The sequence below is a fragment of the Rhizobium sp. NXC24 genome (assembly GCF_002944315.1).
Classification (GTDB): domain Bacteria; phylum Pseudomonadota; class Alphaproteobacteria; order Rhizobiales; family Rhizobiaceae; genus Rhizobium.
In genome coordinates, this window is record NZ_CP024311.1 from 2,731,938 (window position 1) to 2,756,214 (window position 24,277).

A 24,277-nucleotide genomic window follows, 5' to 3' on the forward strand; every position below is an offset into this window, starting at 1 on the left:
TTACCTAACGGCAGCTCTGGCGAGGTGACCCATGTTCCAGACGGCATTCACCCTCACCCTTACTCAATTCGCGCGCACTCTCAGTCTCCCTGAACGGCTGCAGCGCTCGCCGCTACGCAATCTCACTCTGGAAGCTTTGCGCCAGCGCAACACTGCGCTCGATGCCCTGTTTTATGACGTCAAGGTCATCACCCCGGAAGAGGCCTTCTACATCAGCGGTTCGCTTGCAGCCGAAGGCTCGATCATGATCGTGCCGCCGAGCGGCGGTGCTGCGATAACTCTCTGCGAAACGCTTGAGGAGTTCGCACTTCGCGGCGGTGGCGATGCCCAGGCGCTGGCCGTCGCGGGCATCGGCGGCTCCGCCCTTGGTGCTGCTGCCTTCGCCCGCAATGTCGCCGACGCCATCGGCGCGCCGGTCGCCATCGTCGTTTCAGGATATGGTCTGGCTGACTTCGTCACAGAGGCCTTTGGCGGCCACTTCTTCTTTGGCCATATGAAAGGTCTGCGGCCCGTCTTCCAAATGCTGGACGATTTTGCCGGACGACCCAAATTCGGAGTCGCCGACAAGAATGACGACGAAACAGCCTCGCGCACCAGCCTCGACACCAGGACCGTGCGGGCGCTTCTTGCCGATCCTCGCTTCTCCTTCCGCCTCCTGGCCGGCCACTCGAAAGGCAATCTGGTCATTTCGGCCGCCCTTCACGATCTCTGCAAGCAGGATGAGGCCAGGGCCGCGACATTGGCGAAGATATTGAAGATCGTCACCATCGGCGCCCGCATCGCCATGCCGCCGATTTTTTCCGATGTCGTCGATGTCATCGGCGAATGGGACTGGTTCGGCGAGATGAACTCCAGGCCATTCATTCCGGCCGATCAGCGCATTCCGCATGCCTGGCACCACACCAACACGGATTTGGCCGGCCATTTGCCTGTCACCGCAGTGCTCAAAGAGATTTTGGCCACGGCCTCAATTTCGGAAGAGACTCAAGCGGCGCCGGCGCTGCATGTCGTGGCCGAGCGGGAGGCATCGAATGCCTCGACAACCGAAACCGCCGTCCCACGGCCGTCGGAGCGCCCGGCACGGAAGCCAGCAACGATCAAGAAGGTGAAGGAAGCCTTCTCTGAAAGAACGTTGCCCGACATCCCGCCGAGGCAAGCCGACCGATCCGGTGAAATGCAGCCGCCGAAGCCGCATTAAAATCAGGCGCCCCGCAAATATTGTCAGATATGTCGTTCGCAGTGTTGAACCGCGAGCCACCGGAGACATATAATCATTAGCCGGCGAGCAAAATTGCTGCTGCTCACCAGTCGTTTCCAAGCACTGAAATTCATGCCTTTTCAGTAGCTTCCGTCCGACTTCCGACAATCATTGAAAACATGACGGCATGAGAAAGACATAAAAAGGCGAAATGGAATCCACCGTCGTGATGATCAATTTGTTCGGGGCCGTTGCTTTGCTGCTGTTCGGCCTCGCACAGGTGAAGGATGGTGTTTCACGCGCCTTTGGCGCCAAGCTCAGAACCGGCCTTGCCAGCAGCACGCGCGGCGGGCTTCGTTCCTTCACCGCCGGCTTCGTGGCAACGGTCGCGCTGCAGAGCTCGACCGCAACGGCGCTGATGATTGCCTCTTTCGTTGAGCGCGAACTCGTCTTGCCGAGCATGGCGCAGATCGTGCTGCTCGGCGCCAATGTCGGTACCGCGGTGACTGCCTGGATCGTCGCGACCGGCATCGAATGGCTGTCGCCGCTGATCATTCTCATCGGCATCGTGCTTTATCGCCGCTCGTCCACCACCAAGCAGGGCGCGGGTGCGGCACTGATCGGCATCGGCTTGATGCTTCTGTCGCTGCAATTGCTGAGCCTCGCCACGGCACCGATGCGGCAATCGCCGGCGCTTGGCGCCTTTATCGGCCTGCTGGACGGCGCTCTGCCCGTGGCATTGATCTTTTCGGCCGTGCTCGCCTTCCTCTCGTCGTCTAGTCTTGCCGTGGTCGTGCTGATCCTGTCTCTCGCTTCGACCGGCATTCTCTCCCCGGCCCTGACCGTCGCGCTCGTACTCGGCGCCAATCTCGGCGGCGCGGTCCCTCCGGTCATGGCCACCCTCTCCGGTCCCGCCACTGCGCGGCGGGTGACGCTCGGCAATCTGATCGTGCGCACCGTCGGCTGCCTCCTCGTCCTGCCCTTTGCTGGCTATATCGGCGCGTGGATGCAGGCCCTGCATTTTTCGCCGGCCAAGCTACCGGTCGACATTCACCTGCTCTTCAACATCGCCCTCGCGATCTGCGCCTGGCCTTTCTCGTCCTTCTTGTCGAAGATGATGCGGCGGATTGTGGCCGACGATCCGCGAGCCGACGACGGCCCGAAATTTCTCGATCAGCACGCCCTGAACACGCCGGTCATCGCGCTCGCCAGCGCAACGCGCGAGGTTCTGGGTGTCGGCGACCTCATCGAGCGCATGCTGATCCGGACGGAAAACGCGCTCAACAACAACGATCTTGCTCCGCTGAAGGAAATCGCGGTTCTGGAGAAGCGCGTCGACCGGATCCAGCAAGAGGTAAAGATCTACCTCTCCAAGCTCGGGCGCGAGGGATTGGACGACGAAAACGGCCGCCGCTCGATCGTCATTATCGACTATGCCATCAACCTCGAACATATCGGCGACATCATCGAGAAGGGTCTCGCCGAACAGGTTGCCAAGAAGATTGGCAAGGGCCTGACCTTCTCTGGCGATGGCTATCAGGAGCTGCAGAGCCTCCTCAACCTGACGATCGATAACCTGCGTATCGCCCAGACGATCTTCGTCACCCGCGATTTCAACCTCGCCCGCCAGCTCATGGAGGTGAAGGTCGACGTCCGCCGGCTGGAGAAACAATCCTCCGAGCGGCATCTCGAACGCCTGCGCGACGGCCGCGTTGACAGCCTGCAGACCAGCTCGCTGCATCTCGACATGCTGCGCGACCTGAAGCGCATCAATGCCCACATCGTCTCGGTAGCGCATCCGATCCTGGATGAGAGCGGGCTGCTGATCGAGAGCCGGTTGCGAAATACGCAGTAGCCGGTTGCGGCGAACGCGAAGATCGAAAACGGAAGAAAAATCCGTCCCTTATGCTTTGATTTCGTTCAACAATACAGAAAATTTCTCGTCATTGCATTATCGCCACTTTAGAAGCCTATGCTGTAAAACATTCGCAAATGACACATGGAGGAAACGTCATGCGTCTGGATGCCTATCTGATCTTTGACGGCGATTGCCGGCAAGCTCTCGAATTCTACCATCGATGCCTTGGCGGCGAGCTCACCGTCATGGACTACAGCCATCCGAATGTGGCGAGCCAAACGCCGGAGCACTGGCGCGACAAAGTCATGCATGCGCGGCTGACGGTCGGCGACGCTGTCTTGATGGCTTCGGACGGCAGGCCAGGTGAAACCGGCAAGAAATACGGTTTCTCGGTCTCCGTTCAAATCGACAGGCCGGAAGAAGCGGAGAAGCTGTTTGCGGCTTTGCAGGAGGGTGGCACGGTTACCATGCCGATCGATGAAACCTTCTGGGCGGAGCGTTTCGGCATGCTGGTCGACAAGTTCGGCGTGCCGTGGATGATCAATTGCCAGCGTTCGACTGCCTGATATCAATCGGCTGACGGGAGGCGCCGCATGGTGAATTCGATGCGATCGCCTTCCACCTGCCGCCAGCTTTCGACTTCGGTCCAATAGGCGGCTTTCGGAAATTCATCGAACCACTCGCGGGCCTTGGCCCGCGCTTCCGGGCGACTGAGACAAAAAGTCTCGCGGACAAAATCACCTTTTCCGCCGGTAGGCTTTTCCTGCCGGTAACGTGAAATCCTGCGTCTCAACCCGTCAAGGGGCGGCGGTCCGGGTATTTTCATCGTGAAACCTCGCCTTTGAGAGGGAAGATAATACCGCATTTGGCAATTTGCGAGTCGATTCTCCGGCGAGCCCGGTGCGCTGGTGACGATGCGATGATGCTGATATTCAGACCGGGAATCGACATTACGTGAATCGCGGGCTCCTGGCGGCCCGCCCCGCCGGAGAACAGCATGGAACGACCCGAACTTCCCAAGGGACTACCCGAAGATATCGAAGAGAAGAAAGAAGCGGCCAAGGGCTGGTTTGAAAGCCTGCGGGACACGATCTGCGCGCAATTCGAACAGTTGGAGGACGAGCTTGCCGGCCCCCTCTCGGACCAGGAGCCGGGGCGTTTCGTCGCCAAGGACTGGCTGAGAGAGAACGGCGAAGGCGGCGGCGGACGTATGTCGATCATGGAGGGCCGCGTCTTCGAAAAGGTCGGCATTCATACGTCCACCGTCTATGGCGAATTCTCGCCCGATTTCCGCAGCCAGATTCCGGGTGCAGAGGAAGATCCGCGCTTCTGGGCCTCCGGCCTGTCGCTGATCGCCCACCCCGTCAACCCGAACGTACCGACCGTGCACATGAACACGCGCATGGTGGTGACGACCAGCCATTGGTTTGGCGGCGGCGCCGACCTGACGCCCGTGCTCAACCGGCGGCGCACACAGGAAGACCCCGACAGCGTCCTCTTCCATCGCGCCATGCAGATTGTTTGCGACCGTCATACGGTTGCAGACTACCCGCGATACAAGACTTGGTGCGACGATTACTTCTATTTGAAGCATCGCAATGAACCGCGCGGCATCGGCGGCATTTTCTTTGACTGGCTGCACTCTGGGGAGGAGGCAGGCGGTTGGGACGCGGATTTCGCCTTCACGCGGGATGTCGGGCGCGCATTTTCCATGGTCTACCCACGGATCGTGCGCTCGAATTTCAATGACGTGTGGTCCGAAGAAGATCGTGACGAACAATTAATTCGTCGCGGGCGCTATGTGGAGTTCAATTTACTTTACGATAGGGGTACAATATTCGGGCTAAAGACAGGAGGCAACGTGGAGTCGATCTTATCGTCCTTGCCACCCGTCGTGCGCTGGCCATAGAATGGCAAATGCTAAATCAGAAAAATCTTGAATTAGTTCGGAGGAGTACCGAGGTTAGGTAATGCTCGTTTCAATCGGAGGAGGTTGTAATGGCAGTACAGAATCAAGTGGCAGAAGCCGCGAAGGAACAAAAGCTTTCGCGCACAGTCGATACGCCGGATTTCGTCGTCCGGCTGGCTGAGGACATGAGGGTTAGAAGCGGGTCGGATCTGCCACTCTCCTGCTTCATCGAGCAGGTCAGAATGCAGTTGGCTGGCAAGTCGCCGAGCGATGTGGCACGCATCGTATCCGACCGCCCAGCAAAGCAAGCGCCCGTTCCGAAGTATCAATCTTCGGATTGCTTCAAATCCTGGGCCATGCCGGATTGATATCCGGGAAGTAATCGTCCGGCAGGGTGGAGGCCCTGCCGGACGTCCGAAACCTTTCCCCACCTTTTGCGTTTTGACCTTCAAGCCGCCGTTCGGCTGGAAGTCTTTCATGGCGTCAAAATATCAGGAGGCAGATATGCGACTGTTCGAATGTGGTACACTTGTACCTGGCTGCGACTGGCACACGCGCGCCAATGACGATGCCGAAGTGGTTCGCCGCGCTGTCGAGCACATGCGCAACGCCCATGGCGAGACGATCATCCGCGAAAATATGGTCGACAACATCAAGGCCCGCATTCGCGACGAGGCGAGCGCCGCCTGATCAACAGACATCAGGACTCGGTCAATTCCTTGAGCCGGGCGAGAAGAGCCGCCCGGTTCATGGCGAAATTGCCGTCGAGCCATTGTTGCTCAAGTTTACCCAGGATCTCGCCGACCCGAGGCCCTGCGCTCACGCCTGCGGCCAGCGCATCCCCGCCATTGACCGGAAAGACCGGCTTCTTCCACCGGGCCGTCCGCTCCAGCAACTTGCCGAGCCGTGCGGCGCGCGCCATCTCCCCGAAATCGCCTTCCGCCTTGCCCCGTGCAACTGCAAGCGCCAGCTTCAGCCGGGTGGCAATGCCGGATGCATCGTGGCGGTAGAGCAGGCGATCGAAGGCCGCTTCGGACACATCGTCCTTGATGCCGGGCGCATTCGCCCAGTCCTGCAAATAGGCCGCTTCCGCCTTCGACAGCCGCAGTCGTTCGCCAAGCTTTGCCAGCCGCGCGGCATCCGGCGGCACGATGGCTGCCAACCGCAGCAGCGGATCGAGCGCCCAGCCGAGTGCCTGTTCCGTGGCGACGAGTGCGGGAATGGCGTCGATGCCCCACTTCTCGGTCTCCGGCAGCACCTCGGTCAAAACTCCGACCTGCCGCATCCAGAGCAGCGCTCGGCCTGGATCCTTGGCTGCAAGCAGCTTTTTCATCTCCGACCAGACACGCTCGGCAGAAAGCGTCGCGATCTTCGACCGCGCGGCCGCGCAGGCGCGAAGTCCGCCCGCATCCGGTCTTCCACTGCCGTAATGCGCGAAAAAGCGGAAGAAACGCAGGATCCGCAAATGATCCTCGGCAATCCGCGTCGCCGCATCACCGATGAAGCGGATATTGCGGCGCTCCAGATCGGCGAGCCCGCCGACCATATCGACGACTTCGCCATCGGCCGAAGCATAGAGCGCGTTGATCGTGAGATCGCGCCGCTCGGCATCGGCCTGCCAATCATCGCTGAATGCCACCAGGGCACGCCGGCCGTCGGTTTCAATATCGCGCCGCAAGGTCGTGGTTTCGAAAGGCTTTCCATCGACGACCAGCGTCACCGTCCCATGCGCGATGCCCGTCGGCACTGCCTTGATGCCGGCGGCAACGGCCCTCCCGACGACAGCCTCGGGCAGCAGCGTCGTGGCGATATCGATATCGGCAACAGGCAGCCCGAGCAGGCTGTTGCGCACTGCCCCACCGACGACACGCCCCTCGCCGCCATCGCCGTTCAACAACGCCAGCACCCGCTGCAGCGCTCCGTCCTGGAACCAGGCCTCGCCGGCAATGGAGGTCATGAATAAAGCCTTTCGTAAAGCGTGCGGACGATGCCGGCGGTAATGCCCCAGATCATGCGCGGACCATAGGGCATGCGATAGAAATGCCGCTCCATCCCCTGCCAGACCATGCTGTCGGTCACGTGATGGCCGGGATTCATGAGGAAGGAGAGCGGGACTTCGAAAGCGTCCTCCACCTCTGTAGGATTGAGCGCCAGTTCGAAGCCAGGCTTGACCACGGCGAGGATTGGCGTGATGCGGAAACCGGTCGCAGCCAGATAATGCGGCAATCGGGCGACGGGCTCGATGAAGACGTCCGCCAATCCGATCTCTTCACCTGCCTCACGAACCGCCGCCATTTCCGGCGACGCATCCTCCGGATCGATAGTACCACCGGGAAAGGCGATCTGACCGGAATGTTTGCGCAATGTCGAGGTGCGCAGCGTGAAGATGACGCTGGCGTCGTCGCCATCGTCCACCACGGGCACCAACACCGCAGCGTCGCGCAGCTTCAGGCCTTCGACTTGCAAGGTAGTATCCGGATTGAGGGCGTGGTCGCCATGGTCGCGCCAGGCAAGCTCGACCGGACCGCCGCTCTGATTGAGCGCGCGGCGGCGGAATTCGGCGGCGGAATAAAGCGGAAATTCGCTCATCGCGTTAAGGCATCCAGTTCGGCAACCGGCATGACCGGGAAGATCGTACCGCCCGAGCGCACGCAGAACATCTCGCGCCCGGCGATCACAACGGTCTCGCCGAGTTCGACGAGATCATACATCACCGCGCGCGTCACCAGCGCCTCCAGCCGCCCGCGGACGTGAAGATAGGGTTTCAACTCGTCGTTCTCGCCACGGATGACGAAACGGATTGGATGTTCCCTGCCCGCCTCGACAACGTCGCCGACATTGGTGCGGAATGTCAGTACCCGCTTGCCTTCGCGCTCGGTCACGCTCATTTCGACAGCGATGAACGGCGCATCGACGACGCGGATACCCACCTTTTCCACAGGTGTGACGAGATAGGTCTTTTCATCCGCATCCTTGCGCAACACTGTTGAAAACAGCCGGACCAGCGGTGCACGGCCGATCGGCGTTCCCATATAGAACCAGGTGCCGTCGCCACGGATTTCCATGTCGATATCGCCGCAAAACGGGGGCTCCCAGCGATCGACGGGCGGCAGGCTCTTCTTGCGTGCGCCGGCATCGCCGGCCGCGCGCGAAATCAGCGCAGCCAGACTTGCCGCATCGCTCGCCCCTCTGATTTCCTCGGTTGCCATTCTTCCGTCCCGGTTTGTGCTTAGTTACGAATACGGCCCTCTCTCACGAGATAGTCATTCGAAACGCGCTTGTCAGCCGTCTTCATAACGATAGGTTCTATTGATTATGGGGCAAATGTGTAAGGTCTGCGAATCGCGCGTACCGTTTTTCTGCCGTTGGAGATGCAAATGGGCATGATCAAATCGACCGAAACGAGCCTCGACGACCAGGCCATCATCGCATCCGCCGAACAGGCGCTGAAAGATATCGCCTCCATCCGTGCCGAAGTCTCCAAGGTCATCTTCGGCCAGGAGAGCGTTGTGGAGAATACGCTGCTTGCCGTGCTGGCCGGCGGCCATGCGCTGCTCGTCGGCGTGCCGGGCCTCGCCAAGACCAAGCTGGTGACCACGCTCGGTGCCGTTCTCGGCCTTGCCGCCAATCGCGTCCAGTTTACGCCGGACCTGATGCCATCGGATATTCTCGGTTCGGAAGTCATGGACCAGGATGAGACCGGCCGCCGCTCCTTCCGCTTCGTCAAGGGCCCGGTTTTCGCGCAATTGCTGATGGCTGACGAGATCAATCGCGCTTCGCCGCGCACGCAATCGGCGCTGCTGCAGTCGATGCAGGAGTATCATGTCACCATCGCCGGGCAGCGTTACGATTTGCCTGCGCCGTTCCACGTTCTCGCAACCCAGAACCCGCTGGAGCAGGAAGGCACCTATCCGCTGCCGGAAGCACAGCTCGACCGCTTCCTGCTGCAGGTCGATGTCGATTATCCGGAGCTTGCCGACGAACGCAAGATCCTGCTGGAAACCACCGGCCTCAGCGAAGCGACGCCGCGTGCCGTGATCGATGCCACGCGCTTGATGGAAATCCAGAAATTGATCCGCCAGATGCCGGTCAGCGACGGCGTCGTCGATGCCATCCTGTCGCTGGTGCGTTCCGCGCGCCCCGGCCAAGGCAATGAAACGACTGACAAGCACGTCGCCTGGGGCCCTGGCCCGCGCGCCGGCCAGGCAATGATGCTCTGCGCCCGCGCCCGCGCGCTGTATGAAGGCCGGCTTGCGCCGTCGCTCGACGACGTGCATGCCCTGGCCGAGCCTGTGCTGGAACATCGCATGGCTCTGACCTTCGCCGCCCGTGCGGAAGGCATGTCGGTGCGGGATGTGATTGCAGGCCTGGTCAAGCGGTCGAGATCGTAACCAGGGTGTCGAGGAGAGTATAGCGCGTGGCATCCATCGGACAGATCGTCAGCCCGACCCCAGGCAATGATGCCCTCTCCCGAGCCCGCAGCCGTGCTGCCCTCGTGCCGGATTGCCTTGTCGAAGCCAAGCGCATCGCCAATACCGTGATTGCCGGCTGGCATGGCCGGCGCAAGCGCGGCATCGGCGAAAATTTCTGGCAGTTCCGCCCCTATACCGAGGGCGAGAGCCTGTCTCGTATCGACTGGCGCCGCTCGGCCCGCGACGATCATACCTATATCCGCGATCATGAATGGGAGGCCGCTCACACGATCTGGCTCTGGGCCGATCTCTCGCCTTCCATGATGTATAAATCGACCTACGGCCATGTCTCGAAGGAAGGCCGTGCGCTCGTCCTCATGCTGGCGCTGGCGGAAATTCTTTCCCGTTCCGGCGAACGCATCGGCTGCCCCGGCATCATGGAGCCGGTTGCGACCCGCAACGCCGCCGAGCGCCTGGCAGCGGCCCTGATGCACACCCCGCTCGAAGGCGGTCTGCCGCAGACCAGCATGATCCGTGGCTGGAGCGATATCGTCCTGATCGGCGATTTTCTGGACGATGCCGACACCGTCATGGGCCGGATCGGGCCTCTGGCTCGCCGCGGATTGCGCGGCCATGTGGTCGAGGTCGCCGACCCGGCCGAAGAGGTCTTCCCCTATAGCGGCCGCACCGAATTCACCGACCCGGAAAACGGCACGAAGCTAGTGGCGGGCCGGGCGGAAAACCTGCGGGAAGATTACCAGCGCGCCTATCTCGCTCGCCGCGAAAATCTCGGCCAATCACTGCGCCATCTCGGTTGGACTTTCGTCAGCCACCGCACCGACCGACTGACATCGGAAGCGCTGGTCGCCGTGCATATGTATCTCTCCGGCATGCCCGCCAAGGCGACGCTTGGGGGGCAGCCATGAGCGCGCTCTCCTTTGCCTTTGCCTCCCCGGCTATCCTTGGCGCTTTGATCCTGCTTCCGGCGATCTGGTGGCTGCTGCGCCTGACGCCGCCGCATCCGAGAGCGGAAGTCTTTCCGCCGCTGCGTATTCTGGCAACGATCCTGAAGCGCGAGGAAACGCCGGCGCGTAGCCCCTGGTGGTTGACCCTGCTGCGTATGGTGCTTGCCACTCTGGTCATCCTCGCCATCGCCAATCCGATGTTCAATCCGCGCACCAATACGCTGTCGAGCGACGGACCGTTGGTATTGGTCATCGACAATAGCTGGGCGAGCGCTGCCGATTGGGAGCGCCGTGTGCAGACGGCCGACGCGTTGATCGACGACGCCGACGCCAAAGGCATCCCCGTCTCCATCGCCTTCACCGCAGACAAGAGCAACGACACGACGCCCGGCGCTGCTGGCGCCGCCCGTGACAAGCTGCACGCGGCCAATGCAAGGCCGCTGGTGCCGGATCGCCAACGCGTCGCCCAGGCGATCAAAGCCGCTTTGAACGGCACCAAGCCGGGCACGATCGCCTTCCTTTCCGACGGCGCCGAAAGCAAGAACAAGGACGATATTGTCAACCAGCTCGCCGCCCTGGAGCCCAGCGAATTGCGCCTCATCGAAGGCGATGGCAGCGAAGTGCTGGCCATCACCGGCGCCACCAACGCCGCCGACAATATGACCATCACCGCAACGCGGCTGAACGGCAGCAGCCCGCTCCGGCTGGGGCTCAGCGCACTCGACAATCAGGGACGGCCGATCGCGGCCGGTTCGCTGAATTTCGCCGGCGGCCAGACGGTCGCAACAGGCACCATCGCCGCCCCATTCGAAATGCGCAACGATTTTGCCCGTATTAGTATCGACCGCCACGCAAGCGCCGGCGCTGTGCATCTGCTCGACGATGGTTTCAAGCGCCGCCGCGTGGCGCTTCTGTCCGGGCAGGCCGCCGACGAATTCCAGCCGATCCTGTCGCCGCTTTATTACATCCAGCGCGCCCTGCAGCCCTATGCCGATCTGATCCAGCCGAACAGCGCGGATGTGGCAAAATCGATCCCCGAGCTGCTTGCCGGCAATCCCTCCGTCATGATCATGGCCGATGTCGGCCGCCTGCCTCAGGAAAGCTACGCGCCATTGCAGCGATGGATCCAGAATGGCGGCACGCTGGTGCGCTTCGCCGGACCGCGCCTTGCCGCCGCTCCCGCCGAGGACCCGCTGGTGCCGGTGACGTTGCGCCAGGGCGAACGCACCTTCGGCGGCGCACTCTCCTGGGCCGAACCGCAGCCGCTTGCCGACTTCCCCTCCTTCGGCCCCTTCGCCGGCATGCCGAAGCCGACCAACGTCCTCATCAAGCGGCAGGTGCTGGCCGAGCCGACACCCGATCTTGCCGAACGCACCTGGGCTAGCCTCGCCGACGGTACGCCGCTGGTGACCGAAAAGCAGATGCAGGCCGGCCGCGTCGTCCTCTTCCATGTCAGCGCCGAACCGCAATGGTCCGATCTGCCGATCTCCGGCGATTTCGTCGAGATGCTGCGTCGCATCGTGCAGCTTTCGCGCTCCGGCGGCGTCACCTCGACCGAAAGCGCGCCGAAGACCAGCGAAGCCCTGCCGCCATTCCGGCTGCTGACCGCCAAGGGCGTTCTGACCAGCGAGACCGGCAACGCCCGCCCGCTCGATCCGAACAACAAAGGCGCAATCGCTGCCAACTTCGACAACCCGCCCGGCCTCTACGGTTCGGAGGAAGGCTTTACCGCGCTCAACGTCCTGCCCGACGGCGCAGAACTCCGGCCGCTGGATGCCTCCGGCCCGAGCGTATCCGTGGCGCGTGAGGGGCTGATTGGCGGCGAGGCTTGGTCGGCCAAGCCGATCCTCTTCACCATCGCTTTCCTGGTGCTTCTGGCTGACAGCCTCATCGTGCTCTTCATGAACGGTGCCTTCCCGCGCCTTCGGAAATCACCGAAGACGATCGCCGGCGGTGCAGCAGTCCTATTGCTGGCAATCTCGACCGCCGCCTTCCTGCATCCGACGAATTCCTGGGCCGACGATTCCAAACCCGGGGACGACACCATCTATTCGCGGCTCGACAAGACCCATCTTGCCTATGTCGTCACGGGCGAATCCGACGTCGATCATACGTCCGAGCGCGGACTTGCCGGCCTCTCCGATTTCCTCACCTACCGCACGACTCTGGAGCCGGGACCGCCTGTCGGCCTGGATCTCGCCAAGGACGAGCTCGCCTTCTATCCCATCATCTATTGGCCGATTTCCGCCACCGCGCCGATGCCGTCCAACGATGCCATCAATCGTATCGACGCCTATATGCGCAATGGCGGCACCGTGCTTTTCGACACGCGCGACGCCATCGACACGATGGGCGACAACACGACGCCGAGCCCGAATGGCCAGCGGCTGCAGGCGATCCTCGCCAATCTCGACATTCCGGCGCTGGAGCCGGTGCCCGCAGGTCACGTGCTCACCAAATCCTTCTATCTGCTGTCCAGCTTTCCCGGCCGCTATGCCGACAGCCCGCTCTGGATCGAGGCGCGGCAGGATACGCGCGGCGACGGCAATGCGGTCTCCTCCTCGGACGGAGTGACCCCGATCATGATCACCGGCAACGACTTTGCCGGCGCCTGGGCGACCGACGACAACGGCATTCCATTGCTGCCGACCGTGCCGCCGGACGAGACACAGCGCGAATATGCCTACCGCACCGGCGTCAACATCATGATGTACATGCTGACCGGCAACTATAAGTCTGATCAGGTGCACATCCCGGACATTTTGGAACGGTTGGGGCAGTAAGATGAATATTGGTTTCGCCCCTTTCCTGCCCTGGCCCGTTCTCGCCGCCCTTGCGGTGCTGACGCTTGGCATCGCCGCACTCGCGATCTACCGGCGCATGCGCGGCAGTTGGATCCGTGCGCTGGCGGCATTCGCCTTGCTGGCCGCCCTTGCCAATCCCGTGCTGATGCAGGAGGATCGCGACCAGCTCTCCACCATCGTCCCCGTCATCGTGGACCGCAGTCCGAGCCAGGAAACGCCGGAACGCATCAAGATGACCGACGATGCTCTGGAGGCACTGAAAGACCGGCTGGCGCAATTCCCGCGCATCGAGCCTCGTATTGTCGAGGTGCGTGAACCGGCCGAATCCGAGTCACCTTCAACACGGCTCTTCGCGGCGCTCTCCTCGGCAATCGCCGATGTGCCACCCGCACGCGTGGGCGGCGCTATTTTCCTGACCGACGGTCAGATCCACGATATCCCCGGCGTCAATCAGGCACTCGGCTTCGACGCGCCGATCCACGGGCTGATCACCGGCAAGCCGGATGAGTTCGATCGGCGCATAGAGGTGGTGCGCGCGCCTCGCTTCGGCATCGTCAACGACGAGCAGCAGCTCGTGCTGCGTGTCGTCGATGATGGCAAGAGCCCCGGCGGCACCGCGGCCGTCACCGTGAGAATGAACGGCGACGAGATCGCCACGCTGCAGGCGACGCCCGGCCAGGACACGCCCTTTAGCTTCAAGGTGCCGCGCGCCGGTAACAACGTGCTCGAATTCGCTGTCGCCGAAGTGCCGGGCGAAGTGACGCCCATCAACAACCGCACCGTTCAACTGATCGAGGGCATCCGCCAGAACATGCGCGTGCTGCTCGTCTCCGGCGAACCGCATGCCGGCGAGCGCGCCTGGCGCAATCTTCTGAAGTCGGATGCCTCCGTCGACCTCGTCCATTTCACCATTCTGCGTCCGCCGGATAAGCAGGATGGCACGCCGATCAACGAGTTGTCGCTGATTGCTTTCCCGACGCGTGAACTCTTCGTCGACAAGATCACCTCTTTCGACCTGATCATCTTCGACCGTTACCAGGACCGCCCCAACGTCCTGCCGACGATCTATTACGACTACATGGCCCAATATGTCGAAAACGGCGGCGCGTTGCTGGTTGCTGCCGGCCCCGAGCACGCAGCCGGCAATTCGATCGCGCTCACACCGCTGTCCTCCGTGCTTCCGGCCGAGCCGACCGGCCAGATGATCGAGAAGCCTTTCTATCCGCGCCTGTCGGAACAGGGCCGCAAGCACCCGGTCACGCGCGGTCTGGATGGATCGGACACCGAGCCGCCGCATTGGGGACGCTGGTTCCGCAGCGTCGATGTCGAGAAGCCGCAGGGCCAGACCGTGATGGTCGGCGCCGATAACCATCCGCTGCTGGTTCTGAACCGCGTCGGCCAGGGCCGCGTCGCCATGCTGCTCTCCGATGAAGGCTGGCTCTGGGCCCGCGGCTACGAAGGTGGCGGACCGCATGTGTCGCTCTATCGCCGCATCGCCCATTGGCTGCTGAAAGAACCGGCTCTGGAGGAGGAGGCCCTGACGGCAAGCGCCGCCGGCCGCGCGCTGGAAGTTACCCGCCAGACGATCGGCGACGATCCCGGCCCCGTCACCGTCAAAGCACCCTCCGGCAAGACGCAGACCCTGCAGTTGAAACAGGCACAGCCGGGTCTTTACCAGGCCCAGAAGCACATGGACGAAATCGGCCTCTATCAGATCACCAGCGGCAATCTCTCCACGCTGGTGCATGTCGGCGCTGTCGACGCGCCGGAATTCAAGGCGATGATCTCGACCACGGAAACGTTGAAGCCCTTGGCGGAAAAGACCAAGGGGCTTGTCGCCCGGGTTGCGAGCACCGGAGGCGGCGTCACGGTGCCGCCGATTCTGCCGGTGCGCGGCGCCGTCCGCATCGCCGATAACCAACGCCTGACCATCCGCATGACCGATGAAACCGTCTTGAAGGGCGTCAATAACCTGCCGCTCTTTGCGGGCTTCGCTGGTCTTTCCGCCCTCCTCTTCGCCTTCTCCGCCATGTGGTGGCGCGAAGGACGGTGAATATAGATGCCGCAACTCGATGTGACCGATACCCCGTCAGAAAGCGAACTTGCGGCAATCGGCGAAGGATTGACGGCCTTCAACGCCGCCGATGTCGGCCCTTCCAGGCGCCGCGCGCTCGCCGTCCTGATCCGCGACGAAAGCGGCAAGACCATAGGCGGCATCTCGGGCTATACGGCCTGGGGCTGGCTGTTCACGGCCTGGCTGTTCGTGCCGGAAACGCTGCGCGGTCAAGGCATGGCGGGAAAGCTGCTGGAAGCAGCGGAGACGGAGGCGATCGCCCGCGGGTGCCAAGGCGCCTGGATCGACACCTTCAATCCGCAAGCGCTACGGGCTTATCAGCGGCAGGGCTACACCATCTTCGGCGAACTGCCGGAATTTCCTATCGGCCGCAGCCGTTACTTTTTGCAGAAAAAGCTATCGCCCCGCTGATGGAAACGAGGCGGTAGGCTTTGTTTTTGTAGAAGCTTAAACCGCGATTGCCGTCAGCGGCAAATCTTCGTCGTCATCCATCTCATCGGAGACAGCAACCGGGATATCCGCCTCACGCCAGGCGATCGTGCCCGCCAGTCGCGCATGCGTATCGGCGGCGATCGGCACGACGAGAACCCGGTTGGGATCGACCGGCCCCGGAAAGGCGAGCGCATTGTAAGCGACCTTCTCGAAGCCGAGCGGACCGTAATAGGGCGGATCGCCCACCAGGATCACGGCTTCCGACCCCTTGCGTTTGGCGGCTTCGACGGCGATCCGCACGAGTTCGCGGCCGATACCCTGGTTCTTGTGCGAGGGCCGGACGGCGAGCGGTCCGAGCAGATGCCCCTTGACCGAACCGGCCAGCACCGGCGTCATCCGGACGGAAGCGATCGTCTCGCCGTCATCGGCGCAGATGAAGGAGAGCGAGCGGTCATGCGGCCCCTGCTCGCGAATCCGCGCTGCGGCGCGGGTGAACCGGCCGGGGCCGAATGCTTCTTCGTTGATGTGTTCGATGACAGCGTCATGCGACGCGTCCTCAGTGAGGTAGACCAGTTCGTGCTTGTGCATTAGACCAAAGAAACCAGATGGACATACGGGATGGTTCTCGAAAACGCTTGTCGAGCGTTCGGGATCATCGGCGTCGTCGCAGGCTTCTGATTGCTTCCATGGCAAGTGGTCCTCAAAGTGTGACAAGCCCGATAGCAGGAAATGCCCGCCTCGTCCAATGCAAAATGCGAGCGCCTGGATATTGACGCATGATCTTATCCGAAAGCCGCTTCGCACTCTCCGCATCATGTCTGTAACGCACTGTTCATCGTTTGCCGTCTCGAAATTCCGCGGCCATACCGTATCTTCCGGATCAAGTTCTTCGACAGGATCTCCGAAAGGATAGAGTAAATGGGCATGTTGGTTGACGGCGTCTGGCATGACATCTGGTACGACACCAAGGAAACCAAGGGTCATTTCAAGCGCGCAGCTTCGCAGTTTCGCAACTGGGTCACCGCAGATGGCGCGCCCGGTCCGAGCGGCACGGGCGGCTTCAAGGCCGAAGCGAGCCGCTATCATCTCTATGTGTCGCTCGCCTGCCCATGGGCGCACCGCACCTTGATCTTCCGCAAGCTGAAGAAGCTCGAAAACCTGATCTCTGTTTCCATCGTCGACCCGCTAATGCTGGAAAACGGCTGGGAGTTCAAAGGCCGGGATGGTGGGACTGTCGATCACCTCCTCGGCGCAAAGGCGCTCTGGGAAGTCTACGTCAAGGCCGATCCGCATTATTCCGGCCGTGTTACCGTTCCCGTCCTTTGGGATAAGCAGACCGGCACGATCGTCAACAACGAATCCGCCGAAATCATCCGCATGTTCAACAGCGCCTTCGATGGATTGACGGGCTCGAAGAGTGATTTCTATCCGATGGATCTTCGCAGCGACATCGATGCTTTGAACGATATCGTCTACGACACGGTCAACAACGGCGTCTACAAATCTGGTTTCGCCACCACACAGGAAGCCTACGAGGAAAATGTCCGACGCCTGTTCGAAACCCTCGACATGCTCGACAAGCGCTTAGAAGGAAGCCGCTACCTCTTCGGCGACCGGCCGACCGAGGCCGACTGGCGGCTGTTCACCACGCTCGCCCGCTTCGACGCCGTCTATGTCGGCCACTTCAAATGCAATATTCGCCGCATCGAGGATTATCGCAATCTCTCGGGCTATCTGCGTGACCTCTACCAGGTCCCCGGCGTCGCCGAGACGACCAATCTTGCGCACATCAAGACCCACTATTATCGCAGCCACAGGGCGATCAACCCCACCGGAATCGTCCCCGTAGGTCCCGACCTCGATCTCGACCGCCCGCATGCACGCGAACGGCTGGCAAAGGCAGCTTGAGGCAAGGCTACCAATAGTTCGAGGGCGGCGCGTCGCCCTCCAGCTCCTTCAGCCGCCGATAGGTTGCCTTGGTCGTCCCCGGCGGCAAGGCGTCGAGCGAGAAGAAGCCGCTTTCGACGATCTCGAGATTCGGCTTGCGCGGCACGGTCTGCTCGACCTCTACACGGTAGAAGACGACGTGATCGCGCTTGCTGATGTGGTTGTTGAAATAGACGTGGAAGAGCTGGGGCCGGCCCGATATCACCAGATTGCCCTCTTCCCGCAATTCCTTCGCCAGCGCCTGCTCCACTGTCTCGTGGCGCTCGACACCGCCGCCCGGCATGTGCCAGCCGGCGACATAGGAATGCCGCACCAGGAAAATCCGTCCCTCCCTGTCGAAACAGGCCGCACGCACGCCCATGGTCATGCTGCGGGTGAGCACGAAATAGCTGTGCAGCATTCTGCCGAACAGCTTGGCCCGCCAATTGCGGGCTTCGTCGGGAGCATTGCTGTCCTTCATGCCCCGGCTCCGGCGTTGTGATCCACCACCGAAAAACCGATGTATTTGTTTTGACAATAGACTGAGCTATGTCTCATCTCATGTTCAAGCTCGCGCATATTTCCGACGTTCACCTGGGCCCCTTGCCACGGCTTTCGATCAGAGAACTGGCCTCCAAACGCATTACCGGATTTGTGAACTGGCACCGGAACCGGCGCAAGCATCTTTTTGGCGGGACGCTCGATCTTCTGCTCGAGGACATCAAGTCGAAGCAGGCCGATCATCTTGCCGTGACCGGCGATCTCGTCAATCTCGCCAGCGGCATCGAGATCCGCACCGCCGCGGAATGGCTGAAGACGCTTGGTGATCCTGCCTTCACCTCCGTCGTGCCCGGCAACCACGATGCCTATGTGCCCGGCTCCTACGAAAAGGCCATGCGCGCCTGGTATCCTTATGTCCAGGGCGACCATGCGCCTGCCGAATGGCAGGAAGACCGGCGCATTTTCCCCTATTTGCGTATTCGCGACCGTGTCGCGTTGATCGGCTGCTCGACGGCAGTGGCAACGCCTCCCTTTGCGGCCAGCGGCTTCTATTCGGCCCGGCAGGCGCGCGAAACGGTGAATATGCTGCGCGCCGCCGGCGAGGCCGGCCTTTTTCGCGTGGTGATGATCCACCACCCGCCGATCCGCGGCGCCACCAGCTTCTATAAGCGCATGATCGGCATACGCCGTTTTGCCGCCGTCGTCTCGACAGGCGGCGCCGAACTGGTCCTGCATGGCCACACGCATCTCAACACGCTGCATTGGCTGAGGGGGCAAACCGGCCCGGTGCCGGTCGTCGGTATTGCATCGGCCTCGCAAGGTCCCGGCGGGCTGAAGCCGGCCGCTGCCTACAATCTCTTCACCATTGATGGCCATCCTGGCGCCTGGGAGCTCAAGGCCGAGCGCTTCAGTCTCAATGGCCGGGGTGACGATGTAGAGGACCAAGGCGTCAATATCCTGGCGTGATAATCTGTGGCATTTTGTGAATGCCACTTTGTCGTTTCGGTGGCGTTTTCGAATATCCGGAGCTACAATTCTCTCATCGAATTTCGGGAGGGATATGATGGGCTTTGGTGTAGCGATGAAGAGTTCCGCCGTGACCGCGCTTGCCGTGGGATTTCTGTTTGGCGCCAGCCTGCAGGCCCTCGCCGCCGGCTCAGAGAGCGACGAGACAGCACCGCCGCCGAAGACCAAAACCACGACCAAATGCACGGATGGCAAAGTCTGGGACAAGGATAAAAAGGAATGCGTGAAACCGCAGAAAAGCGGTTTTAACGACGATCAGCTTTTCCAGGCAGCACGCGAGTTCGCCTATGCCGGCCAGTATGACAACGCCATCACCGTCCTGAAGCTTGCCAAGAACCAGGACGATCCCCGCATTCTCAACTATCTCGGTTATTCCAACCGCAAGGCCGGCCGCATGGAGCTCGGCATGACGTATTATCGCAAGGCCCTGCAGCGCGATGAGAATTACATCCTCGCGCGCTCCTACATGGGCCAGGCGCTGCTCGAGCAGGGCGATGTTCAGGCGGCGCGCGTGCAACTTGTTGAAATCCGCGATCGCGGCGGTGAGAACACCTGGGCCTATCGCTCGCTGCTGCAATCGCTGAATGGTCAAATCAGCTATTGAGAGGTGCGCGCACTCCATTCCTCAAGATCGCGTGAGAAGTGGAGATGAAGCGCACAACCACTTTTTGAAGACTTGCGAAACGGCACGAAAATGGTTCATACCAACACAGAACGATCCTTCGGCTCAGTTAGCTTTTTTCGAAAGAAAAGCCGTCTTTTGCCGGATGACGCCTGCAGCTCTCCAACCCCCAACGTCTCCGTGGAAAGACAATGCCTACGCCGGTAGCCGCCATCGACATCAGACGAGATCTGGTCGGCCTTCTGCCGAAGCTCCGGCGCTTCGCCTTGACACTGGCCGGCGATCTGACCGACGCCGACGAACTCGTGCAGAGCGTTTGCCAACGCGGCATTGCGAAATTCCATCTGTGGAACAATGACGGCCGGCTCGAAAGCTGGCTCTACACCATGGCCCGCCATCAATGGGTGGATGAGGCCCGACGCCATCGGCTGCGGTCTGCCACCAAGGGTGGCGCGCTGGAACAAGGCGAACTGGCAGCGCCGGGCATGCGCGCCAATCCGGTCGAAGCAAGCGAAGCGCATCAGATGGTCACATCTTTGCCCGAAGGACTTGCCAGTGTCTTCCTGCTCGTCGATGTCGAAGGGCATAGCTACAAGCAGACGGCCGACATTCTTGGCATTTCCGTGTCGACGGTAGCGTCCCGGCTTTCCGGTGCCCGCCTTCGCCTCGCTACTCAAGGTCACAGCCGCTCGCCGCGAAGGTTTTAGCATTGCAGGATATGAAAAAAATGCCGCTCGAAACTCGCCTGTCCGCCTTTATGGACGGCGAGACGAGTCGCGAGGAGAAGGAGGAGCTGGAACGGCTCATAGCCTCCGATCCGGAAGCGCGGCGGATTTTCGATGAGCTGAAGCACGGTTCCGATGTCGGCCGCAAGGCTTTTGACGAGGTGCTGAAGGAACCGGTGCCGCTGGCGCTGGTACGCTCCATCAAAAGCGCGCAGGCACCGAAGGCGCGTGAGCCCGCCCCTCGCCTTTCCCGGCCATCCCTGAAGCTTGCTCCGACCGGTCGCCAGGCGCTCGCCGCAGCCCTTATCCTCTTCGTGGTCGGCGGCGGCATCGGCTATCTCGTCGGCATGCAGCCGTCCGGCGCACCCGCTGCGGCCCCGGCCTCACCGGCGCCGAACCGCACATGGCTCGACGATATCGCCGCCTATCACCGCATCTATGCGCATCAACCCCGCCATATCGTCGAAGTACAGGCAACCGAGGTCGACGAGATCAGCAAATGGCTGACGGGCACTGTGGGCGTGAAATTCAATATACCGGATCTTGCCGCCGACGGGTTGGTCTTCCAAGGCGCACGCATGTTCATTGCCAACGGCAAACCGGTCGGCCAGTTGATCTATAAAGACCTCGACGGCGATGTCGTCGCCATCTGTTTCATGAAGGATGAAGGCGCCGCCGGCGACGGCAATTTTGACGAGACCATCAAGGATGACGTGAGCATCGTATCCTGGCATCGCAGCGGTACCGCTTATGCCGTCGTGAGCCCCTCCTCCGACGCGATGCTCGACCAGATCGCTGACCGGGTATCGTCGGAAATTTGAGCTGATCCGCTGGCGCTGCTTGCGACTTCCGTTCAGCCGGGAATACAATCCATCCGCCAATCGTACCCGGAGGCTTCGTCCGATGGGGCGCATTCTGGAGATCGATCATGTCCGACATTCTGCTGACCATCCCGGAGATTGACGAGCGCATCGCGGCAATAAGAGAAAATCTTCGCGAGTTGATCGAACAGGCCGCCGCATATTCCGGCGCAGCGGACGAGGAGCTCGCATCGGAGCGCATTGCCGAACAGGAAGAAGAACTCGAACGCCTGTTGAAGCGGCGCGAGGAGCTTTCCGGGCAAAAATCCTGATGGCAAAAAGACGGCGGTGCTGATTTCCCCTGCCGTCTCTCGTTCGCAAGATCAGCGAGACGACGCCGGCGAAATCGTCCTGGTGGCTTGCTCGCTTGAAAAGATGATGAAGGCGAACAACAGAACGCCAATGAAGATCACGATCGACGCTGCTGCAACGATCGGCTCCATCGCCATATTGCCGAGAAGCATGAGATACAGTGCCGGCACAAGGACTGCGACGCCGGCCGTGTAGATGTAATATTGGATCATCGCCAGCCGTCTTTCCGCCTTTTGCGGGTTCAGTGCGTGGTAGCCGCCGAAGAGCGCCATGGTCACCCAGCCGAGAAGGTTGGCATGCGCATGAGCGCCGATGACGCTGTGATCCTCGGTGATTGCCATTTTCAGGCCTATTCCAATTCCGATGATCAGAAAGATGATGGCTGTCTTGAAATAGAGATTGGCAAGACGTGGCATGACTTCCCCCCGATAGGATTGCCGGTCGTCTAAAATATCACGTCACTCAGCCTCCCCGAAATTCAGCTTAATGGACAATAGCGGGTCAACTGCTTCGCGAGTTTCACGGAGAGGCGCCCGTATGGATTTCTCCGCCATTTCTGCTGACATCAGCACCATCATGCGTTATAGAACCGCCAAGCGACTTCAAAGGAGAGCGTTTGATGAGAACTCACGGCACAGGAAACCACCGCTGAAAAGCAGTGCCGTGAAGGGCTGCTTATTCGGCCCATCCATCAAATTGTTGTCTCCCGCCCCTGGAGGGCACTCATGTTTCGTCGCTTTGAAAAGCTCGTCGATCCATTCCAGTATTATGATGATCTGAACCCGCCGTCGGATTCATGGCGGTATCTTAAAAGCAACCTGCGCCCGTTCCGCTTCGTCATGGGAATGAGCCTTGCCCTGACCGTCATCGGTGCGGCGATCGAGATCTGGCTCATCGGCTATACCAGCCAGCTCGTGGACATTCTCGCGGCCGCTCGCCCGGATCAACTTTGGGCGTCCCACGGCGCCGAATTGCTGGCCGCCGCCGCCCTTGTGCTGATCGGGCGGCCGCTCGCCGGCTATATCAGGGAAAGCCTCGACGACATCGCGTTTCGGCCGAATGCTGAGACCCTGTTCCGCTGGCGGGCTCATCGCCACGTCCTGCGGCAATCCGTCGGCTGGTTCCGCCAGGACTTTTCCGGACGCATCGCCAGCCAGGTGCGCGACATCGGCAATTCCGCGACCGGAGCAGCCTATGCGGTGCTGCACACGCTATCCTTCGTCACGATCTATGTCGCCGGCTCGCTATGGCTCATGGCTTCGATCGATCTGCGTCTCATCTGGCCGTTGCTCGTCTGGATCTGCTGCTACCTGGGTCTGATGGCATTTGTCATACCGCGGCTCCGCCGGGCGTCCGAGGAGTTTCAAGGCGCCTATGCCTCCCTGACGGGCATGCTGGTCGATACCTACGCCAATATCGATGTCATAAAGCTCTTTGCCAATGCGGCCGAAGAAGACCGTGAAGAGCGGGAGCGCTTCGCCGCTGCCCGCAGGAAGTTTGTGCGCGTGCAAAAGCTCGAAGTCATGGTGAATTCGAGCATGCTGTTCCTGGGCAGCTTTCTTATCGTCGGCCTGGTCGGCTATGCCGTCATCCTTTGGCAGGCCGGCAGCGCGCCGCTCGGCCTGATTGCTGCTTCGCTCGCCTTGAGCTTCCGCATCACCGGCATGGCGGAATGGATGCTCGACGCCGTCTCGTCGCTGTTCGGCCATCTCGGCGCTATGCGGCAATCGCTGCTGACTGTGGCACAGCCGCTCGCCATTACGGATGAACCCGATGCCCGCCAGCTCATAGTCAACGGCGGCGCCATCACCTTCAACTCCGTGACGCATCATTACGGCAAGGGCAATGGCGGTCTGGACGGCGTTTCGCTGCAGATCGCACCCGGCGAAAAGGTCGGCCTTGTTGGCCGCTCCGGCACCGGCAAGTCGACACTTGTCAATCTGCTGCTGCGGTTCTTCGATCCGGAAGCAGGCTCCATCGAGATCGACGGACAGAATATCCGCGGGATCGCCCAGGAGAGCCTGCGCAGACAGATCGGCATGGTGACCCAGGACGCTGCCCTGCTCCACCGCCCGGTTCGCGACAACATCACCCATGGCGACCCCCGCTTCTCCGACAGCGCGATCGCAGCGGCGGCGGACAAGGCAGCCGCAAGCGGCTTCATCGCAGCTCTCCGGGATCATGAAGGCCACACCGGCTACGACGCCCATGTCGGCGAGCGTGGCGTCCAGCTATCGGGCGGACAGAGGCAACGCATCGCGCTTGCCCGCGCCATCCTGAAGGACGCGCCGATCCTGGTGCTCGACGAGGCGACGTCGGCTCTCGACTCGGAGGTGGAGGCCGCCATCCAGGATACGCTCTATGGTGTCATGGATGGCAAAACTGTCATCGCGATCGCCCACCGCCTGTCGACCATCGCCCGCATGGATCGCATCGTCGTCCTCGATGAAGGGCGGATCGTCGAAGACGGTAGCCACGACGATCTGCTCGCGCAAAACGGCATCTATGCCGCATTGTGGGCACACCAATCCGGCGGCTTCATCGGCGACGATGTCTAATTGGATCATGCCGGGTAGCCGGTCGACGCACCGTAGCCTCCGTCCGGCACCCAGAATACGAAGGCGACCATCATCAATGGTCGCCTCACGCCAAC

At 61.3% G+C, this 24,277-nt stretch carries 25 protein-coding genes; 18 read left to right on the forward strand and 7 right to left on the reverse strand.

Features of this window, described 5'->3' with window-relative positions; all coding sequences use genetic code 11:
- Positions 1 to 31: 31 nt before the first annotated feature.
- The 3 genes from NXC24_RS13485 (at position 32) to NXC24_RS13495 (ending at position 3,622) form a co-directional block, all read left to right on the forward strand.
- Positions 32 to 1,198 (forward strand): hypothetical protein, encoded by a 1,167-nt coding sequence (locus NXC24_RS13485; protein ID WP_104823756.1) that lies wholly within the window; start codon positions 32 to 34, stop codon positions 1,196 to 1,198.
- Positions 1,199 to 1,409: 211 nt separating this feature from the next.
- Entirely contained in the window at positions 1,410 to 3,053 is a 1,644-nt protein-coding gene (locus NXC24_RS13490) for a Na/Pi cotransporter family protein (RefSeq protein WP_104823757.1), read from the forward strand.
- Positions 3,054 to 3,211: 158 nt separating this feature from the next.
- Positions 3,212 to 3,622, forward strand: a complete 411-nt coding sequence (locus NXC24_RS13495; RefSeq protein ID WP_104823758.1) for a VOC family protein — start codon at positions 3,212 to 3,214, stop codon at positions 3,620 to 3,622.
- Between the two features lie 2 nt (positions 3,623 to 3,624).
- Here NXC24_RS13495 and NXC24_RS13500 read toward each other — a convergent pair whose 3' ends face one another.
- Positions 3,625 to 3,882, reverse strand: a complete 258-nt coding sequence (locus NXC24_RS13500; protein WP_104823759.1) for a hypothetical protein — start codon at positions 3,880 to 3,882, stop codon at positions 3,625 to 3,627.
- 171 nt (positions 3,883 to 4,053) lie between these two features.
- Between NXC24_RS13500 and hemF the strand changes: the two genes are divergently transcribed.
- The 3 genes from hemF (at position 4,054) to NXC24_RS13515 (ending at position 5,655) form a co-directional block, all read left to right on the forward strand.
- A complete protein-coding gene (hemF, locus tag NXC24_RS13505; protein ID WP_104823760.1) occupies positions 4,054 to 4,965 on the forward strand; it encodes an oxygen-dependent coproporphyrinogen oxidase in 912 nt (303 codons plus the stop codon).
- 89 nt (positions 4,966 to 5,054) lie between these two features.
- Positions 5,055 to 5,333 (forward strand): hypothetical protein, encoded by a 279-nt coding sequence (locus tag NXC24_RS13510; RefSeq protein WP_104823761.1) that lies wholly within the window; start codon positions 5,055 to 5,057, stop codon positions 5,331 to 5,333.
- 136 nt (positions 5,334 to 5,469) lie between these two features.
- Positions 5,470 to 5,655, forward strand: a complete 186-nt coding sequence (locus NXC24_RS13515) for a DUF1059 domain-containing protein (protein ID WP_104825157.1) — start codon at positions 5,470 to 5,472, stop codon at positions 5,653 to 5,655.
- 10 nt (positions 5,656 to 5,665) lie between these two features.
- Here the strand turns inward: NXC24_RS13515 and NXC24_RS13520 are convergent, their stop codons facing one another.
- From NXC24_RS13520 to NXC24_RS13530, 3 genes are read right to left on the reverse strand one after another with little or no spacing between them, the layout of a single operon-like run.
- Complete coding sequence (locus tag NXC24_RS13520; RefSeq protein ID WP_104823762.1) at positions 5,666 to 6,922, reverse strand: CCA tRNA nucleotidyltransferase; 1,257 nt, start codon at positions 6,920 to 6,922, stop codon at positions 5,666 to 5,668.
- Entirely contained in the window at positions 6,919 to 7,554 is a 636-nt protein-coding gene (locus NXC24_RS13525; protein ID WP_104823763.1) for a CoA pyrophosphatase, read from the reverse strand. Before NXC24_RS13525 ends, NXC24_RS13520 begins: the two co-directional genes overlap by 4 nt.
- Entirely contained in the window at positions 7,551 to 8,174 is a 624-nt protein-coding gene (locus tag NXC24_RS13530) for a DUF1285 domain-containing protein (RefSeq protein ID WP_104823764.1), read from the reverse strand. The genes NXC24_RS13525 and NXC24_RS13530 overlap by 4 nt, the downstream gene beginning before the upstream one ends.
- Before the next feature lie 168 nt (positions 8,175 to 8,342).
- On the opposite strand from NXC24_RS13530, the gene NXC24_RS13535 reads away from it, so the two are divergent.
- Genes NXC24_RS13535 through NXC24_RS13555 form a run of 5 tightly spaced genes read left to right on the forward strand, consistent with a single transcriptional unit; the run spans position 8,343 to position 15,631 of the window.
- Positions 8,343 to 9,356, forward strand: coding sequence for a MoxR family ATPase (locus NXC24_RS13535; RefSeq protein ID WP_104823765.1), 1,014 nt, complete (start codon positions 8,343 to 8,345; stop codon positions 9,354 to 9,356).
- A 26-nt stretch (positions 9,357 to 9,382) separates the two neighbouring features.
- Positions 9,383 to 10,303, forward strand: coding sequence for a DUF58 domain-containing protein (locus NXC24_RS13540; protein ID WP_104823766.1), 921 nt, complete (start codon positions 9,383 to 9,385; stop codon positions 10,301 to 10,303).
- Entirely contained in the window at positions 10,300 to 13,125 is a 2,826-nt protein-coding gene (locus NXC24_RS13545; RefSeq protein WP_104823767.1) for a DUF4159 domain-containing protein, read from the forward strand. The genes NXC24_RS13540 and NXC24_RS13545 overlap by 4 nt, the downstream gene beginning before the upstream one ends.
- Position 13,126: 1 nt before the next feature.
- Complete coding sequence (locus tag NXC24_RS13550) at positions 13,127 to 15,199, forward strand: hypothetical protein (RefSeq protein WP_104823768.1); 2,073 nt, start codon at positions 13,127 to 13,129, stop codon at positions 15,197 to 15,199.
- A gap of 6 nt (positions 15,200 to 15,205) precedes the next feature.
- Complete coding sequence (locus NXC24_RS13555; protein WP_104823769.1) at positions 15,206 to 15,631, forward strand: GNAT family N-acetyltransferase; 426 nt, start codon at positions 15,206 to 15,208, stop codon at positions 15,629 to 15,631.
- Positions 15,632 to 15,667: 36 nt separating this feature from the next.
- Here NXC24_RS13555 and NXC24_RS13560 read toward each other — a convergent pair whose 3' ends face one another.
- The gene (locus tag NXC24_RS13560; protein ID WP_104825158.1) at positions 15,668 to 16,240 is read right to left on the reverse strand and encodes an N-acetyltransferase; all 573 of its coding nucleotides are present in this window, start codon (positions 16,238 to 16,240) and stop codon (positions 15,668 to 15,670) included.
- A gap of 330 nt (positions 16,241 to 16,570) precedes the next feature.
- Between NXC24_RS13560 and NXC24_RS13565 the strand changes: the two genes are divergently transcribed.
- On the forward strand, positions 16,571 to 17,560 hold the full coding sequence (locus NXC24_RS13565; RefSeq protein ID WP_104823770.1) for a glutathione S-transferase family protein: 990 nt from the start codon (positions 16,571 to 16,573) through the stop codon (positions 17,558 to 17,560).
- Between the two features lie 7 nt (positions 17,561 to 17,567).
- On the opposite strand, the gene NXC24_RS13570 is transcribed toward NXC24_RS13565, so the two are convergent.
- Positions 17,568 to 18,059: an NUDIX domain-containing protein gene (locus NXC24_RS13570; RefSeq protein WP_104823771.1), complete on the reverse strand. Its 492-nt coding sequence runs from the start codon at positions 18,057 to 18,059 to the stop codon at positions 17,568 to 17,570.
- Between the two features lie 68 nt (positions 18,060 to 18,127).
- On the opposite strand from NXC24_RS13570, the gene NXC24_RS13575 reads away from it, so the two are divergent.
- The 5 genes from NXC24_RS13575 to NXC24_RS13595 all read left to right on the forward strand — a co-directional run bounded on the left by NXC24_RS13575 (position 18,128) and on the right by NXC24_RS13595 (position 21,584).
- A complete protein-coding gene (locus NXC24_RS13575) occupies positions 18,128 to 19,045 on the forward strand; it encodes a metallophosphoesterase (protein WP_245463868.1) in 918 nt (305 codons plus the stop codon).
- Between the two features lie 115 nt (positions 19,046 to 19,160).
- Positions 19,161 to 19,709 (forward strand): hypothetical protein, encoded by a 549-nt coding sequence (locus tag NXC24_RS13580; RefSeq protein WP_245463987.1) that lies wholly within the window; start codon positions 19,161 to 19,163, stop codon positions 19,707 to 19,709.
- A gap of 209 nt (positions 19,710 to 19,918) precedes the next feature.
- The gene (locus tag NXC24_RS13585) at positions 19,919 to 20,434 is read left to right on the forward strand and encodes an RNA polymerase sigma factor (protein ID WP_104823773.1); all 516 of its coding nucleotides are present in this window, start codon (positions 19,919 to 19,921) and stop codon (positions 20,432 to 20,434) included.
- Between the two features lie 20 nt (positions 20,435 to 20,454).
- A complete protein-coding gene (locus NXC24_RS13590) occupies positions 20,455 to 21,273 on the forward strand; it encodes an anti-sigma factor (RefSeq protein ID WP_104823774.1) in 819 nt (272 codons plus the stop codon).
- Positions 21,274 to 21,380: 107 nt separating this feature from the next.
- Positions 21,381 to 21,584, forward strand: a complete 204-nt coding sequence (locus NXC24_RS13595) for a hypothetical protein (RefSeq protein ID WP_104823775.1) — start codon at positions 21,381 to 21,383, stop codon at positions 21,582 to 21,584.
- 51 nt (positions 21,585 to 21,635) lie between these two features.
- Here the strand turns inward: NXC24_RS13595 and NXC24_RS13600 are convergent, their stop codons facing one another.
- Complete coding sequence (locus NXC24_RS13600; protein WP_104823776.1) at positions 21,636 to 22,040, reverse strand: hypothetical protein; 405 nt, start codon at positions 22,038 to 22,040, stop codon at positions 21,636 to 21,638.
- A gap of 309 nt (positions 22,041 to 22,349) precedes the next feature.
- Here NXC24_RS13600 and NXC24_RS13605 point away from each other — a divergent pair, with 309 nt between their 5' ends.
- Entirely contained in the window at positions 22,350 to 24,182 is a 1,833-nt protein-coding gene (locus NXC24_RS13605) for an ABC transporter ATP-binding protein (protein WP_104823777.1), read from the forward strand.
- The last annotated feature ends 95 nt before the right edge of the window (positions 24,183 to 24,277 follow it).

Excerpts from the sequence above, each read along its gene's own strand:
- NXC24_RS13485 (WP_104823756.1), top strand. The coding sequence starts at position 32 with ATGTTCCAGACGGCATTCACCCTCACCCTTACTCAATTCGCGCGCACT.
- NXC24_RS13490 (WP_104823757.1), top strand. The coding sequence starts at position 1,410 with ATGGAATCCACCGTCGTGATGATCAATTTGTTCGGGGCCGTTGCTTTG.
- NXC24_RS13495 (WP_104823758.1), top strand. The coding sequence starts at position 3,212 with ATGCGTCTGGATGCCTATCTGATCTTTGACGGCGATTGCCGGCAAGCT.
- NXC24_RS13500 (WP_104823759.1), bottom strand. The coding sequence starts at position 3,882 with ATGAAAATACCCGGACCGCCGCCCCTTGACGGGTTGAGACGCAGGATT.
- hemF (WP_104823760.1), top strand. The coding sequence starts at position 4,054 with ATGGAACGACCCGAACTTCCCAAGGGACTACCCGAAGATATCGAAGAG.
- NXC24_RS13510 (WP_104823761.1), top strand. The coding sequence starts at position 5,055 with ATGGCAGTACAGAATCAAGTGGCAGAAGCCGCGAAGGAACAAAAGCTT.
- NXC24_RS13515 (WP_104825157.1), top strand. The coding sequence starts at position 5,470 with ATGCGACTGTTCGAATGTGGTACACTTGTACCTGGCTGCGACTGGCAC.
- NXC24_RS13520 (WP_104823762.1), bottom strand. The coding sequence starts at position 6,922 with ATGACCTCCATTGCCGGCGAGGCCTGGTTCCAGGACGGAGCGCTGCAG.
- NXC24_RS13525 (WP_104823763.1), bottom strand. The coding sequence starts at position 7,554 with ATGAGCGAATTTCCGCTTTATTCCGCCGCCGAATTCCGCCGCCGCGCG.
- NXC24_RS13530 (WP_104823764.1), bottom strand. The coding sequence starts at position 8,174 with ATGGCAACCGAGGAAATCAGAGGGGCGAGCGATGCGGCAAGTCTGGCT.
- NXC24_RS13535 (WP_104823765.1), top strand. The coding sequence starts at position 8,343 with ATGGGCATGATCAAATCGACCGAAACGAGCCTCGACGACCAGGCCATC.
- NXC24_RS13545 (WP_104823767.1), top strand. The coding sequence starts at position 10,300 with ATGAGCGCGCTCTCCTTTGCCTTTGCCTCCCCGGCTATCCTTGGCGCT.
- NXC24_RS13550 (WP_104823768.1), top strand. The coding sequence starts at position 13,127 with ATGAATATTGGTTTCGCCCCTTTCCTGCCCTGGCCCGTTCTCGCCGCC.
- NXC24_RS13555 (WP_104823769.1), top strand. The coding sequence starts at position 15,206 with ATGCCGCAACTCGATGTGACCGATACCCCGTCAGAAAGCGAACTTGCG.
- NXC24_RS13560 (WP_104825158.1), bottom strand. The coding sequence starts at position 16,240 with ATGCACAAGCACGAACTGGTCTACCTCACTGAGGACGCGTCGCATGAC.
- NXC24_RS13565 (WP_104823770.1), top strand. The coding sequence starts at position 16,571 with ATGGGCATGTTGGTTGACGGCGTCTGGCATGACATCTGGTACGACACC.
- NXC24_RS13570 (WP_104823771.1), bottom strand. The coding sequence starts at position 18,059 with ATGAAGGACAGCAATGCTCCCGACGAAGCCCGCAATTGGCGGGCCAAG.
- NXC24_RS13575 (WP_245463868.1), top strand. The coding sequence starts at position 18,128 with ATGTCTCATCTCATGTTCAAGCTCGCGCATATTTCCGACGTTCACCTG.
- NXC24_RS13580 (WP_245463987.1), top strand. The coding sequence starts at position 19,161 with ATGAAGAGTTCCGCCGTGACCGCGCTTGCCGTGGGATTTCTGTTTGGC.
- NXC24_RS13585 (WP_104823773.1), top strand. The coding sequence starts at position 19,919 with ATGCCTACGCCGGTAGCCGCCATCGACATCAGACGAGATCTGGTCGGC.
- NXC24_RS13590 (WP_104823774.1), top strand. The coding sequence starts at position 20,455 with ATGCCGCTCGAAACTCGCCTGTCCGCCTTTATGGACGGCGAGACGAGT.
- NXC24_RS13595 (WP_104823775.1), top strand. The coding sequence starts at position 21,381 with ATGTCCGACATTCTGCTGACCATCCCGGAGATTGACGAGCGCATCGCG.
- NXC24_RS13600 (WP_104823776.1), bottom strand. The coding sequence starts at position 22,040 with ATGCCACGTCTTGCCAATCTCTATTTCAAGACAGCCATCATCTTTCTG.
- NXC24_RS13605 (WP_104823777.1), top strand. The coding sequence starts at position 22,350 with ATGTTTCGTCGCTTTGAAAAGCTCGTCGATCCATTCCAGTATTATGAT.